This window comes from Bordetella petrii, assembly GCF_017356245.1.
GTDB lineage: Bacteria > Pseudomonadota > Gammaproteobacteria > Burkholderiales > Burkholderiaceae_B > Bordetella_A > Bordetella_A petrii_D.
Genome location: NZ_JAFMZZ010000001.1, coordinates 3452691 through 3466816, shown reverse-complemented (window position 1 = coordinate 3466816; position 14126 = coordinate 3452691). Strand labels below are relative to the sequence as shown.

The window sequence follows — 14126 nt, the reverse complement described above, 5'->3', positions numbered from 1 at the left end:
GGCCCGGTCGCGTATCATTCCAGATGCGGGGTGGAGGCCGCCCCGCGTTCCGTGTGCCGACCCCGAACCCGATGTCCGATACGCCCGTCATTTCTTCTTTTCAGCCATCCGGCGGCATCGCCGGCATCGGCATGGACCTGCTGCGCATCGACCGCATCGAGCGCGCGCTGGCACGCCATGGCGACCGCTTCGCCGAAAAAATCCTGGGCCCGGAAGAATTGCAGAAATTCCACGCGCGCCGCGCCCGCGACCCGGCCCGCGGGGTGCGCTTCCTGGCCACGCGCTTTGCCGCCAAAGAAGCCTTTTCCAAGGCCATCGGCCTGGGCATGCGCATGCCCATGACCTGGACGCGCGTGCAAACGCTCAATGCGCCGGGCGGCCGGCCGGTGCTGGTGCTGGCGCCCAGCCTGCTGCAGTGGTACCAGCCGCGCTTCGGCGCCGCCCATGTTTCCATTACCGACGAATCCGACCTGGCCGCCGCTTATGTGGTGGTCGAGCGCAAGCCCTGAGGCCGGTTCGCCATTTCCGCATATCCAAGGACTGATCCCCATATGGCCAAGAAAAGCAAAACCCCGCTGCCGCCCGGCCCGGTAATGGTCGATGTGGCCGGCACCACGCTCACCAAAGACGAAAAGCGCCGCCTGCGGCACCCGCTGGTGGGCGGGGTGATCCTGTTCGCCCGCAACTTCGAAAACCGCAAGCAGCTGTGCGCGCTGACCCGCAAAATCCACCGCGCCCGCGGCGAGCCCCTGCTGATCGCGGTCGACCACGAAGGCGGCCGGGTGCAGCGCTTCCGCGACGACGGCTTCACGCCGCTGCCCGCCATGCAGGCGCTGGGCAAGGCCTGGGACCGCGACCCTCTGGCCGCCATGCGCCTGGCCACCGAGGCGGGCTACGTGCTGGCGGCCGAACTGCGGGCCTGCGGCGTCGACCTCAGCTTCACGCCGGTGCTCGACCTGGACTACGGCGTCAGCAAAGTCATCGGCAATCGCGCCTTCCACCGCGACCCGCGCGTGGTGGCCATGCTGGCCCGCGCGCTGGCGCAGGGCCTGGCGCAGGCCGGCATGGCCGCCTGCGGCAAGCATTTCCCGGGGCATGGCTTCGTGGGCGCCGACTCGCACCACGAAATGCCGGTCGATCCGCGCACGCTCGAGCGCATCCTGAAAGACGACGCCGCGCCCTATGCCTGGCTGGGCGATGCCGTGCTGCCGGCGGTCATGCCGGCCCACGTCATCTACCCCAAGGTCGACAAGCAGCCGGCCGGCTTTTCGCGCCGCTGGGTGCAGGACATCCTGCGTGGCCAGCTGGGCTACGACGGCGTGGTGTTTTCCGACGACCTCACCATGGAAGGCGCGACGGTGGCGGGCGACATCCTGGCGCGCGCGCAGGCCGCGCTGGGCGCCGGTTGCGACATGGTGCTGGTGTGCAACCGGCCCGACCTGGCCGACGACCTGCTGCAGCGCCTGGACGTGGCGCATGCCGCCGAATCCGTGGCCCGCATCCGCCGCCTGATGCCGCGCTTTGCCGCGCCCGGCTGGGACGCCCTGCAAGCCGAAACCCGCTACCAGCATGCCCGACGAATTCAATCTCAAATCGTTCCTGGCTGACCTGCCGCACCTGCCCGGTGTGTACCGCCATATCGACGCCGACGGCGTCGTCATGTACGTGGGCAAGGCGCGCGACCTGAAAAAGCGCGTCTCGTCGTACTTTCAGAAGAACCTGGCCAGCCCGCGCATCGCCCAGATGGTGGCGAAGGTGGCGCGCGTCGAGGTCACGGTCACGCGTTCCGAGGCCGAGGCGCTGCTGCTTGAAAACAACCTCATCAAGAGCCTGCGGCCGCGCTACAACATCCTGTTCCGCGACGACAAGTCGTACCCGTACCTGCTCATCACCGGCCACGAATGGCCGCGCATCGCCTACTACCGCGGCGCCACCAACAAGCGCGGCCAGTTTTTCGGGCCGTTTCCCAATGCCTGGGCGGTGCGCGAAACCATCCAGATTTTGCAGAAGGTGTTCCGCCTGCGCACCTGCGAAGACACGGTATTCGCCAATCGCTCGCGTCCCTGTCTGCTGCACCAGATCGGCCGCTGTTCGGCGCCCTGCGTGGGCGCCATCGCGGCCGACGACTACGCGCGCGATGTGGCGCGCGCCGGCCGCTTCCTGAACGGCGAGGCGCGCGAGGTCATGGGCGAGATCGAGCAGCGCATGCTGCAGGCATCCGGCGAGCTGCGCTTCGAAGAGGCCGCCGCGCTGCGCGACCAGATGGGGTCGCTGGCCCGGGTGCTGCACCAGCAAACCATGGAAGACACGGGCGGCGAAGACACCGACATCATCGCCGTGGCCGCCGCAGGCGGCAAAACCTGCGTGAATCTGGCGATGGTGCGCGCCGGCCGCCACCTGGGCGACAAGCCGTTCTTTCCGGTGCACGTCGACGGCCAGGACGCGCCGCAGGTGCTCGAGGCCTTCATCGCGCAGCATTACACCGACAACCCGCTGCCGCCCGTGCTGGTGTGCTCGCATGCCTTGCCCGATGCCGGGCTGATGACCCTGCTGGCCGAGCAGGCCAACGCGCGCCCCGCGCGCGTGCTGACCCGGCCGCAGGGCGTGCGCCGCGCCTGGCTCGAACAGGCGGCCAAGAATGCCGACATGGCGCTGGCCCGCGCCCTGACCGAATCGGGCGCGCGCGCCGCGCGCACGCTGGCGCTGGCCGAGGCGCTCGACCTGGACACCGACGAAACCGCGCTGGACGGCCTGCGCATCGAGTGCTTCGACATCAGCCACACCGCCGGCGAGGCCACCCAGGCCTCTTGCGTGGTGTTCCTGCACCATGACATGCAGCCGGCCCAGTACCGGCGCTACAACATCGCCGGCATCACGCCCGGCGACGACTACGCCGCCATGCGCCAGGTGCTGACGCGCCGCTTCGGCAAGGTGGCCGACGGCGAGGCGCCCATGCCGGGGCTGGTGCTCATCGACGGGGGCAAGGGCCAGGTCGAGGTGGCGCGGCAGGTGTTCGCCGAACTGGGGCTCGACATCCAGACGCTGGTGGGGGTGGCCAAGGGGGAAGGGCGCAAGGTCGGCCTGGAAACCCTGGTATTCGCCGACGGCCGCCCGCCGGTGGCCCTGGGCGGCGAATCGGCCGCCCTGATGCTGATCGCCCAGGTGCGCGACGAAGCCCACCGTTTCGCCATTACCGGCATGCGCGCGCGCCGCGCCAAGGCCCGCAATGTGTCGCGCCTGGAAGAAATCGAAGGCGTCGGCGCGCGCCGCCGCCAGCGGCTGCTGGCGCGGTTCGGCGGTTTTTCAGGGGTGGCCTCCGCCAGCATCGAAGACCTGGCCTCGGTCGACGGCATTTCGCACGACCTGGCCGAGCGTATCTACGAAGCCCTAAGAGGATAGGGGGGAAGGGCTCTTTTCTCTTGGGTGATGTAGCATATGCCCATTATGCCAATCAACGTCCCTATTATCCTGACATGGCTGCGCATCGCCATGATCCCGCTGGTGGTCGGGCTTTTCTACATTCCCGGCTCCTGGATGGCCGAGCCGGCGCGCGATACCCTGGCTGCCTGGGCGTTCATCATTGCGGCCCTGACCGACTGGTTCGACGGCTGGCTGGCGCGCCGCTGGAACCAGACCTCGGCCTTCGGCGCGTTCCTCGATCCGGTCGCCGACAAGCTCATGGTCTGCGCCGCCCTGATCGTGCTGCTCGACCTGGGGCGGGTCGACGCCTTTATTTCCCTGATCATCATCGGGCGCGAAATCACCATTTCGGCCCTGCGCGAATGGATGGCCAAGATCGGCGCCAGCGCCAGCGTGGCGGTGCACCGCCTGGGCAAGTTCAAGACCGCCGCCCAGATGGTCGCCATTCCCTGCCTGCTGTACAACCAGCCGCTGTTCGGGCTGTCCAGCCGCCTGCTGGGCGACGTGCTGATCGTCATCGCGGCCGTGCTCACGGTCTGGTCCATGCTGTATTACCTGCAGCGCGCCTGGCCCGCCATCCGCGAGAAATCCCAATAGGCCTGCACGTCCGAAACCTTGTATCCACCCGCGCGGGCCCGCAGTGCCCGCGCTTTTCACGGCCGTACAGGCCACCGCTGACATGCCTTCCGCCGCAGATACCGCCACGCTGGATTCCCCCGAATTACGCCGCCGCGACTGGCTCACCATCCTGCTGATCGGCATCGCGCACGCCTCGTCGCATTTCTTCCAGCTGGTGCTGCCGTCGCTGTACGTGTCGCTGGGCACGGCGTTCGACCTGGATTTCGCCCGCCTGGGGCTGCTGGTGTCCACGTTCTATGTGGTGTCGGGCGTCGGCCAGGCCTCGTCCGGCTTCGTGGTGGACCGCATCGGCGCCCGGCCGGTGCTGTGGTTCGGCCTGTCCAGTTTCGTGCTGTCGGGCGTGCTGATCGGTTCGGCCAACGGCTACCCCATGCTGCTGCTGGCCGCCGTGGTGGGCGGCGCCGGCAATTCTGTGTTCCATCCGGCCGACTATTCCATCATGAACAACCGCATCAGCGCGCCGCGCCTGGGGCATGCGTTCAGCACGCACGGCCTGACGGGCAACCTGGGCTGGGCCCTGACGCCGGTGTTCATCACGTCCATCACCTTGCTGGCCGACTGGCGCGTGGCCGCCTTCAGCGCGGCCGGCCTGGTGGCGCTGGTGCTGCTGCTGACCATCCTGGGCCGCGACCTGATCGGCGGCGCGGCGCGCCTGTCCGAGCCCGCGCAGGCCAGGCCCGAGGCGCCCGCCGCCGCGCCGCCCCAGGACGGCGTGCTGGCCACCCTGTCGGCGCTGCTGGCCAAGCCGGCCCTGTGGGGCGCCTTCCTGTTCTTCGCCTGCACCTCGATCGCGCTGTCGTCGGTGCAGAACTACACCATTCCGCTGCTCGGCCAGCTTTACGATTTGTCCAAGGTGGCCGCCAGCTCGGCCCTGTCGGGCTATATGGTGGCCTCGGCCCTGGGCATGGCGGCCGGCGGCTTCCTGGTGTCGGCCACCCCCCGCACCGAACGCACGGTTACCGTCGCCCTGATTCTGGCCGGCGTGACACTGGTGGTGCTGGCCCTGGGGCTGGTGCCCGCCGGCCTGGCGGCGGCGGTGGTGGGCCTGGCCGGGTTTTGTTCCGGCGTGGCGGCCCCGTCGCGCGACATGCTGATCCGCCGCGTCACCCCCAAGGGCACCATCGGCTCGGTGTACGGCCTGGTGTATTCCGGCATGGATGTCGGCTCGGCGCTGGGGCCGCTGGCCTTCGGCCTGCTGCTGGATGCCGGCATCAGCCAGGGGCCGTGGGTGGGCGCCGGCCTGGCCTTCGCCGTGGCGGCCCTGCTGGCGCAATGGATCGCCGTGCAGGCGCGCCAGGCGTCGGCCGCGGCGCCGGCCCCAGGCAAGCACTACAGCCCCCAGAAATAACACCGCCAGGCGGCCGCAGCCGCCCGCGCCGCTACTGCCGCGCCGTGCGCACGTCGGCCGGCGGCGCCGTGCCGGCGTTGCTGCGCCAGGGGTTGATGTCCAGCCCGCCGCGCCGTGTGTAGCGCGCATATACCGTCAGTTGCTCGGGCTGGCAGGCCGCCATGATGTCGGTGTAGATGCGCTCCACGCAGTGTTCGTGGAATTCCGCATGGCCGCGGAACGACACCAGGTAGCGCAGCAGCGCGGCCCGGTCGAGCGGGCGGCCGCGATAGGCGATCTGCACGCTGGCCCAGTCGGGCTGCCCCGTGACCGGGCAGTTCGATTTCAGCAGCCGCGATGCCAGCGTTTCAGACACCGGGGCGCCGGCGGCGCAGCGCAGCAGCCCGGCGTCCGGCGCATAGGTGTCGATGGCCACGTCCAGCCCGTCCAGGTCGATGCCGTCCAGCTCGGCCATGGCCAGTTCGCCGAAGCGCGCCGGCAGAATCACGTCCACCCCCACCGGGGCGCCGGCCGCGGCCGACAGGTCGGCCGCCAGCCGTTCGCCCAATACCTGCGCGCTGTCCAGGCGCGTCTGGTTGTACGAGTTCAGGTACAGCTTGAACGACTTCGACTCGATGATATGGGGGCTGTCGGCGGGCACCGTGAAGGTGGCCATGGCGACCTGCGGCTTGCCCTTGGGGTCCAGCCACGACAGTTCGTACGCGTTCCAGATATCCACGCCGGCAAAGGGCAGGGGGCCGGACAGATTCAGGCTGGCCCGGTTGGGCGCGCGGGCAATGGGAAACAGCAGGCTGGGGTCGTAGTGCGCCGGATAGGCGACATTCTGGCCCAGCGGGGCATTCGACAAAGACATGGGGACAGGCGTGGCGGGCAAGGTTCAGGCTTGCATTGTAGGCCTTGCGCGGACCCCGGTATTTTGCATGGTGAAAAGCTGCCGCCGCCATATGAAAGCCGGTGCTGCGCAGCAGCGCCCGAGCATTTCATAGCGGGCAATTTGATTCCACAATACAAAATTGATTTCATAACTATATAAAAATAAAAGGAAAAGTTTTTGGTCTTATATAAGATAAGCCGCCACATTGCTCCGCAACACAGGCATAGACTTTTATCCAACGCGGCGCCCATCGCGCCAGCAACCGGATCTCTGTCTTTTCCTTACCTACCAGGAGCATTTCATGAGCAATCGCGAAACCGAAATCCGCAATCTGCAGAAAGACTGGGCCGAAAACACCCGGTGGCAGGGCATCAAGCGCGCCTATAGCGCCGAAGACGTGATCCGCCTGCGCGGCTCGGTCGCCGTCGAGCACTCGCTGGCGCGCCGCGGCGCCACCCGCCTGTGGGACCTGATGCACAGCGAGCCTTTCGTCAATTCGCTGGGAGCGCTGACCGGCAACCAGGCCATGCAGCAGGTCAAGGCCGGGCTGAAGGCCATCTACCTGTCGGGCTGGCAGGTGGCGGGCGACGCCAACCTGGCCGGCGAAATGTACCCCGACCAATCCCTGTATCCGGCCAACTCGGTGCCGCAGGTGGTCCGCCGCATCAACAACGCCCTGTCGCGCTGCGACCAGATCCAGTGGATGGAAGGCAAGAACCCGGGCGACGAGGGCTACATCGATTACTACGCGCCCATCGTGGCCGATGCCGAAGCGGGCTTCGGCGGCGTGCTCAATGCCTTCGAGCTCATGAAGGCCATGATCGAGGCGGGCGCGGCCGGCGTACACTTCGAAGACCAGCTGGCGTCGGTGAAAAAGTGCGGCCACATGGGCGGCAAGGTGCTGGTGCCCACCCGCGAGGCCGTATCCAAGCTGGTGTCGGCGCGCCTGGCGGCCGACGTCATGGGCACGCCCACCGTGCTGCTGGCCCGCACCGACGCCGACGCGGCCGACCTGGTCACCAGCGACGTCGACGACAACGACCGTCCCTTCATCACGGGCGAACGCACGGTCGAGGGCTTCTTCCGCACCAAGGCCGGCATCGACCAGGCCATTTCGCGCGGCCTGGCCTATGCGCCTTATGCCGACCTGATCTGGTGCGAAACCTCGACGCCCAACCTCGAATACGCGCGCAAGTTCGCCGAAGCCATCCATCGCCAGTTCCCCGGCAAGCTGCTGGCCTACAACTGCTCGCCGTCGTTCAACTGGAAGAAGAACCTGGACGACGCCACGGTGGCCAAGTTCCAGCGCGAACTGGGCGCCATGGGCTACAAGTTCCAGTTCATCACGCTGGCCGGCTTCCATGCGCTGAACTACGGCATGTTCGAACTGGCGCACGGCTACGCGCGCCGCCAGATGAGCGCGTTCGTCGAGCTGCAGCAGAAGGAATTCGCGGCGGCCGAACTGGGCTTCACCGCGGTCAAGCACCAGCGCGAAGTCGGCACCGGCTACTTCGATGCGGTTACCCAGACCATCGAAGGCGGGCAGTCGTCGACCACGGCCCTGACCGGTTCGACCGAAGAGGCGCAATTCGAGCACGGCGCCAAGGCGCGCGTCGCCTGATGCAGGGGCGCGGCCGTCCGCCGGCCGCGCCCCTGGTATGTAAGGCGTGAAAGTTTGCTGCAGTAGGGTGGTTCGGGGTGCCTCTGGGCACCCCTTTTTTTCTGGCCCGGACGGCCCCGGGCCGTGTCAGCCCCGTTCGTAAGGCAGTCTGGTCTTGTAGTTGGCTTGATTTTTATCAAGCCAACCGCCGTGGCCGGTCGCTACGATCGGCCGCATGCCTGCCACAACCATCTTCTCGGTGCCGCCCGGCCTGTCCCATACCGGCCGCCAGGCGCGGCGCCACGCCCTGCTGCGCCTGGGCTGGGCCTGGCTGGCCATGATGCAGGTCATGATGTTCGCCTGGCCGGGCTACGTGCGCCACGACGGCATCCCGGCCGATGCCCTGGCCACGCTCGATTGGGCCATCGTGCTCATGAACTGGGCCAGCCTGGCCCTGACCCTGCCGGTGGTGCTGTATTCGGCCTGGCCCATCTGGCGCGGCGCGGCGCGCAGCCTGCGCCGCGGCCAGGCCGGCATGGACGTGCCCGTGGCGCTGGGCATCGTGGCGGCCTTCCTGCCCAGTGTCCATGCCACCTGGACGCGCCACGGCGAAGTCTATTTCGATTCGGTCACCATGTTCGTGGCCTTTCTGCTTACCGCGCGCTACCTGGCGCTGTGCGCCCGCCAGTCGGCGGCGCCGGGCGCCGGCCAGGCCGCCGCCCGGCGCCATGCCCGGCTGGAAATCCGCCGCCGCGCGCTGGGCGCCGCGGCCGATCGCGTGGCGGCCCGCTTCGCGGCGGCCCAGGTGGCCCTGGCGCTGGCCGCTGGCGCGGCCTGGGCCTGGCTGGCGCCCGGCCAGGCGGTGCCGGTCATGGTGGCGCTGCTGGTCATCAGCTGCCCCTGCGCCATGGCGATGGCGGTGCCCACCACGCTGGCCGCGGCCCAGGCGGCCGCGCCCGGCCTCGATGCCCGGCAATTCCACGATCTGCTGGCCGCCACGCGCCGCACCGCGCGCCTCGGCCTGTACGGCTCGCTGGCCTGGCACCTGCTGATGACGCCGCTGGCGTTGGCCGGCTGGGTGGCGCCGTGGCTGGCGGCCATCACCATGCTGCTGTCGTCGCTGGCGGTGGCGGCCAGCGCCTGGCGCCTGTACCGCCGCCACCAGGCGCTGCGGCAGGGCGCCGGCCCGGCCGTCGATCAAGTGCCGGCGGCACCATGAGCATTCTGTATCTGCTGTTGCCGTTGTCGCTGCTGTTCGTGCTGGTCATCGGCCTGGCGCTGGGCTGGGCGGTGTTCAACGGCCAGTTCGACAACCCCGACGATGCCGGAAGTTCCATTTTTCACGAACCCGACACGTAAGACTTGTCCTAGTCTTGATTGAAATCAAGACGAACCGATGCCGGTCGGCCGATCATCCTATCTCCGCGTCAACTGGGGGACAGACCATGATTGATAGCAGTACCGCTGCCGATCGACTCGAAACGTTCAACTACAAGGTCGTCAGGCAGTTTGCTGTCATGACGGTCGTCTGGGGCATTGTGGGCATGGCTGTCGGCGTATTGATCGCCGCGCAGCTGATCTGGCCGCAGCTCAATTTCGATATCCCGTGGCTCAGCTATGGCCGGCTGCGCCCGCTGCACACCAATGCGGTGATCTTCGCCTTCGGCGGCAGCGGCCTGTTCGCCACGTCTTACTACGTGGTGCAGCGCACCTGTCAGGCGCGCCTGTTCAGCGACAGGCTGGCGGCCTTTACCTTCTGGGGCTGGCAGGCCGTCATCGTGGCCGCCGCCATCACGCTGCCGCTGGGCTACACCAGCAGCAAAGAATACGCCGAGCTCGAATGGCCCATCGACATCCTCATCACGCTGGTGTGGGTGGCCTATGCCGTGGTGTTCTTCGGCACCATCGTGCGGCGCCGCGTGCGGCACATCTACGTGGCCAACTGGTTCTTCGGCTCGTACATCCTCACCATCGCCATCCTGCACATCTTCAACAACATCGAACTGCCGGTGTCGCTGTGGAAATCGTATTCGGCCTACGCCGGCGTGCAGGACGCCATGGTGCAGTGGTGGTACGGCCACAATGCCGTGGGCTTCTTCCTGACCACCAGCTTCCTGGGCATGATGTACTACTTCGTGCCCAAGCAGGCCGGCCGGCCCATTTATTCGTACCGCCTGTCCATCGTGCACTTCTGGGCGCTGGCCTTCACCTACATGTGGGCCGGGCCGCACCATTTGCTGTATACCTCGCTGCCCGACTGGACCCAGTCGCTGGGCATGGCTTTCTCGCTGATCCTGCTGGCGCCGTCGTGGGGCGGCATGATCAACGGCATCATGACCCTGCAGGGCGCCTGGCACCGCCTGCGCACCGACCCTATCCTGAAGTTCATGGTGACCGCGCTGTCGTTCTACGGCATGTCCACCTTCGAAGGCTCGATGATGTCGATCCGCACGGTCAACGCGCTGTCGCACTACACCGACTGGACCATCGGCCATGTGCACTCGGGCGCGCTGGGCTGGGTGGCCATGATCACCTTCGGTTCGCTGTACTACCTGATCCCGCGCCTGTACGGCCGCGTGTCCATGCACAGCACCCGGGCGGTCGAGCTGCATTTCTGGGTGGCCACCATCGGCGTGGTGCTGTACATCGCCTCGATGTGGATCGCCGGCGTGCAGCAGGGCCTGATGTGGCGCGACACCGCCACCGACGGCACGCTGGTCTACAGCTTCGTCGAAGAGCTCAAGACGCGCCTGCCGTACTACGTGATCCGGTTCGTGGGCGGCGCCATGTACCTGTCGGGCGTGTTCATCATGGCCTGGAACGTCTGGATGACGCTGCGCGGCCAGCGCGCCGTCGACCCGGCGGTTCCGTCCGGCGAGCCGCAGCCGCGCGCCGCCATCGCCACGCCCGCCACCGCCTGACGAGGTTTCCATGGCCAACTCGCAACACCGCTTTTTTTCGCACCAGACTCTTGAAAAGAACATCGGCCTGATGATCATCGCCAGCATCCTGGTGGTGTCGTTCGCGGGGCTGGTGCAGATCATTCCGCTGTTTTTCCAGCATTCCACCACCCAGGCCGCGCCGGGCATCGAGCCCTACAGCGCCCTGCGCCTGATGGGCCGCGACGTGTACATACGCGAAGGCTGCGTAGGCTGCCATTCGCAGCAGGTGCGCATGCTGCAGGCCGAAGTGCAGCGCTACGGCCCGTATTCCGAAGCCACCGAATCGGTATACGACCACCCGTTCCTGTGGGGGTCCAAGCGCACCGGCCCCGACCTGGCGCGCGTGGGCGAACGCTATTCCGACGAATGGCACCGCATCCACCTGCGCGACCCGCGCCTGGTGGTGCCCGAGTCGAACATGCCGTCGTACCCCTGGCTGCGGCATGCCATGCTCGACGGCCAGAACGTGCAAGACCGCATGCGCGCGCTGCGCAAGCTGGGCGTGCCCTATACCGACGCGCAGATCCAGGCGGCGCCGCAGGAAATCGCCGGCAAGACCGAAGAAGACGCGCTGGTGGCCTACCTGCAGGGCATGGGCGTGGGCCTGCGCCAGGCGCGCCAGGCCGAGGCCGAGCTGGCCCGCCAGGCAGCCGGGCAGGGCGCGGCCGCGCAAGGAAACTGACCATGCTGATCTTCACCGGAATCATGACGGCCATTTCGCTGGCCACCTTCCTGGGCATTGTCTGGTGGGCGTATTCGCGCGGCCGCCAGCCCGCCAATCACGAATCGGCCCTGCTGCCGTTCGCGCTGCCCGACGAAAACGCACCCGCACAAGGAGCAACGCGGCCATGAGCGATTTCAGCTACGCTTTCTTCGGCTATTTCATCGCCTTCATCGCCCTGGGCGGCATCGCCTGGTGCCTGTGGCTGCTGTACACCCAGCGGCGCTGGCTGGCCGAGCGGCCGGCCGCGGGCCCGGTCGACGACACTGGCCACGTCTGGGACGAAGACCTTACCGAACTGAACAATCCGGTGCCGCGCTGGTGGACCTGGATGTACCTGCTGCTGTGCCTGTTCGCGCTGGGCTACCTGGTCTTGATGCCCGGCCTGGGCATGTTCCAGGGCGTGCTGGGCTATACCACCGCCAATGAAGTGCGCCGCCACCAGGCGCAGCAGGCCGAGCAGGTCCGGCCGGTGTACGCGCGCTACGCCGCCATGGCGGTGGCCGACATCGCCGCCGACCCGGCCGCTCGCCAGATCGGCGAACGCCTGTTCCTGAACACCTGCGCGCAGTGCCATGGCTCCGATGCGCGGGGCGGCCGCAGCTTTCCCAACCTGACCGACGCCGACTGGCTGCACGGCGGCACGCCCGAAGCCATCGGGCAGACCATCACGCACGGCCGGCACGGCATCATGCCGCCCTGGAAAGGCAGCATCGACCCCGCCGCCGCCAGCGACACGGCGCATTACGTGCGCTCGCTGTCGAAGCTGGCGGCTGATCCGCTGAAGATGCTGCGCGGCCAGCGCACCTTTGAAACCTACTGTGTGGCCTGCCACGGCGTGGACGGCAAGGGCAACCAGGTCCTGGGCGCGCCCAACCTCACCGACGGTACCTGGCTGTACGGCAGTTCCGAAGCCACCATCGTGCAGACCATCCTGGAAGGCCGCGACAACCGCATGCCGGCGCACGACGCGGTGCTGACGCCCGAGCAGATCAAGATCCTGACGGCCTGGGTATGGGGCCTGTCCAACCCCACGGCGCAGGCCGCCGCGCCCCAGGGGGCACAGTAGCAATGCAGCCGCCCGAACACGCCGCGCGGCCGGCCCCCCTGGCCGAGGGGGCGCCCGGATGGCGCCCCTACCAGCGCCCGGCGCGGCCGGGCGCGGCGGCGGAAACCCTGGAGCAGACCCTGGCCGAGGTGCGCGGCAAAATCTATCCGCGGTCGGTCAGCGGCGTTTTCGCGCGCTGGCGCGTGGTGTTCGTGTTCCTGACGCAATTGGTGTTCTACGGGCTGCCGTGGCTGCAATGGCACGGCCGCCAGGCCGTGCTGTTCGACCTGGGGGCGCGCAAGTTCTACTTGTTCGGCCTGGTGCTGTGGCCGCAAGACGTGGTCTACCTGGCGGTGCTGCTGGTGATATCGGCCCTGGCGCTGTTCCTGTTCACCGCCGTGGCCGGGCGCCTGTTCTGCGGCTATGCCTGTCCGCAGACGGTCTATACCGAAATCTTCCTGTGGATCGAGCGCCGTGTCGAGGGCGACCGCCTGGCGCGCATCCGCCTGGACGAATCGCCCTGGACGCCGCGCAAGCTGCGCCTGAAGCTGTCCAAGCACGCACTGTGGATCATCGTGGCCGGCTGGACGGGCTACACCTTCATCGGCTATTTCGCGCCCATCCGCGGGCTGGGCCACGACCTGCTGGCGCTGCAGCTGGGGCCGTGGCAGTGGTTCTGGATGCTGTTCTACGGCTTCGCCACCTGGGGCAACGCCGGGTTCATGCGCGAATCGGTGTGCAAGTACATGTGCCCGTACGCGCGCTTCCAGAGCGTGATGGTCGATCCGGACACGTTCGTGGTCACCTACGACAAGGGACGCGGCGATCCGCGCGGCGGCCGCTCGCGCAAGGTCGACCACAAGGCCGCCGGGCTGGGCGACTGTGTCGATTGCAGCCTTTGCGTGCAGGTGTGCCCCACCGGCATCGACATCCGCGACGGGCTGCAATACATGTGCATCGGCTGCGGCGCCTGTATCGATGCCTGCGACCAGGTCATGGACAAGATGCAGTATCCCGCCGGCCTGATCCGCTATGCGTCGCAGCGCGCGGTCGAGCAGGGCTGGACGCCGCGCCGGGCGCGGGCGCGGCTGCTGCGGCCGCGGGTGCTGGTCTACGGCGGCGTCATCCTGGCATTGGCGGCGGCCTTCGTGGCGACGCTGGCGCTGCGCAACCCGCTGCGGGTCGATGTCATCCGCGATCGCGGCGTGCTGGCCCGCGAAGCGCCGGGCGGCATGATCGAGAACGTGTACCGGCTGCAGCTCATCAATACTTCCGAGTCGGCCATGGTGCTGCGGCTGCAAGCCACCGGCCTGCCGGGCCTGGACGTGCATGTCGAGCGCCAGGGCGACCAATCCATCGTGCTGGAACCCTACGCCAACAAGCTGGTGCCGGTCATCATCCGGGCGCCGGCCGGCGCGGCCGGGCCGGGCTCGCATCCCATCACCGTGCAGGCCCGCGCGCAGGGCCGCGACGGCCAGGTGCTGGCGCGCGACGAGGCCTCCAGCTTCTATGTGCCCGACTGAACCCCGCTTTG

Annotated in this window: 14 protein-coding genes; 13 read left to right on the top strand and 1 reads right to left on the bottom strand. The window is 67.9% G+C overall.

Features of this window, described 5'->3' with window-relative positions:
* Window positions 1-71 precede the first annotated feature (71 nt).
* From acpS to J2P76_RS16610, 5 genes are all read left to right on the top strand, one after another.
* Window positions 72-509 (top strand): holo-ACP synthase, encoded by a 438-nt coding sequence (acpS, locus tag J2P76_RS16630; RefSeq protein WP_207408782.1) that lies wholly within the window; start codon window positions 72-74, stop codon window positions 507-509.
* Between the two features lie 42 nt (window positions 510-551).
* Window positions 552-1607: a beta-N-acetylhexosaminidase gene (nagZ, locus tag J2P76_RS16625; protein ID WP_207408781.1), complete on the top strand. Its 1056-nt coding sequence runs from the start codon at window positions 552-554 to the stop codon at window positions 1605-1607.
* The gene (gene uvrC / locus J2P76_RS16620; RefSeq protein ID WP_207408780.1) at window positions 1570-3399 is read left to right on the top strand and encodes an excinuclease ABC subunit UvrC; all 1830 of its coding nucleotides are present in this window, start codon (window positions 1570-1572) and stop codon (window positions 3397-3399) included. Before nagZ ends, uvrC begins: the two co-directional genes overlap by 38 nt.
* Window positions 3400-3444: 45 nt before the next feature.
* Window positions 3445-4017: a CDP-diacylglycerol--glycerol-3-phosphate 3-phosphatidyltransferase gene (gene pgsA / locus J2P76_RS16615; protein WP_207408779.1), complete on the top strand. Its 573-nt coding sequence runs from the start codon at window positions 3445-3447 to the stop codon at window positions 4015-4017.
* Window positions 4018-4099: 82 nt separating this feature from the next.
* On the top strand, window positions 4100-5407 hold the full coding sequence (locus J2P76_RS16610; RefSeq protein ID WP_207408778.1) for an MFS transporter: 1308 nt from the start codon (window positions 4100-4102) through the stop codon (window positions 5405-5407).
* A 31-nt stretch (window positions 5408-5438) separates the two neighbouring features.
* Here J2P76_RS16610 and queF read toward each other — a convergent pair whose 3' ends face one another.
* On the bottom strand, window positions 5439-6260 hold the full coding sequence (queF, locus tag J2P76_RS16605) for an NADPH-dependent 7-cyano-7-deazaguanine reductase QueF (RefSeq protein ID WP_207408777.1): 822 nt from the start codon (window positions 6258-6260) through the stop codon (window positions 5439-5441).
* A gap of 322 nt (window positions 6261-6582) precedes the next feature.
* On the opposite strand from queF, the gene aceA reads away from it, so the two are divergent.
* The 8 genes from aceA (at window position 6583) to ccoG (ending at window position 14115) form a co-directional block, all read left to right on the top strand.
* Window positions 6583-7902, top strand: coding sequence for an isocitrate lyase (gene aceA / locus J2P76_RS16600; RefSeq protein WP_207408776.1), 1320 nt, complete (start codon window positions 6583-6585; stop codon window positions 7900-7902).
* Between the two features lie 214 nt (window positions 7903-8116).
* Window positions 8117-9100: a hypothetical protein gene (locus tag J2P76_RS16595; RefSeq protein WP_207408775.1), complete on the top strand. Its 984-nt coding sequence runs from the start codon at window positions 8117-8119 to the stop codon at window positions 9098-9100.
* Entirely contained in the window at window positions 9097-9240 is a 144-nt protein-coding gene (ccoS, locus tag J2P76_RS16590; RefSeq protein ID WP_207408774.1) for a cbb3-type cytochrome oxidase assembly protein CcoS, read from the top strand. The genes J2P76_RS16595 and ccoS overlap by 4 nt, the downstream gene beginning before the upstream one ends.
* An 86-nt stretch (window positions 9241-9326) precedes the next feature.
* Window positions 9327-10802: a cytochrome-c oxidase, cbb3-type subunit I gene (gene ccoN / locus J2P76_RS16585; protein ID WP_207408773.1), complete on the top strand. Its 1476-nt coding sequence runs from the start codon at window positions 9327-9329 to the stop codon at window positions 10800-10802.
* Between the two features lie 10 nt (window positions 10803-10812).
* Window positions 10813-11505: a cytochrome-c oxidase, cbb3-type subunit II gene (gene ccoO / locus J2P76_RS16580; protein WP_207408772.1), complete on the top strand. Its 693-nt coding sequence runs from the start codon at window positions 10813-10815 to the stop codon at window positions 11503-11505.
* Window positions 11506-11507: 2 nt separating this feature from the next.
* A complete protein-coding gene (locus tag J2P76_RS16575; RefSeq protein WP_207408771.1) occupies window positions 11508-11675 on the top strand; it encodes a cbb3-type cytochrome oxidase subunit 3 in 168 nt (55 codons plus the stop codon).
* Window positions 11672-12613 (top strand): cytochrome-c oxidase, cbb3-type subunit III, encoded by a 942-nt coding sequence (gene ccoP, locus J2P76_RS16570; protein ID WP_207408770.1) that lies wholly within the window; start codon window positions 11672-11674, stop codon window positions 12611-12613. Before J2P76_RS16575 ends, ccoP begins: the two co-directional genes overlap by 4 nt.
* 2 nt (window positions 12614-12615) lie before the next feature.
* Window positions 12616-14115, top strand: a complete 1500-nt coding sequence (gene ccoG, locus J2P76_RS16565) for a cytochrome c oxidase accessory protein CcoG (RefSeq protein ID WP_207408769.1) — start codon at window positions 12616-12618, stop codon at window positions 14113-14115.
* Window positions 14116-14126: the final 11 nt, after the last annotated feature.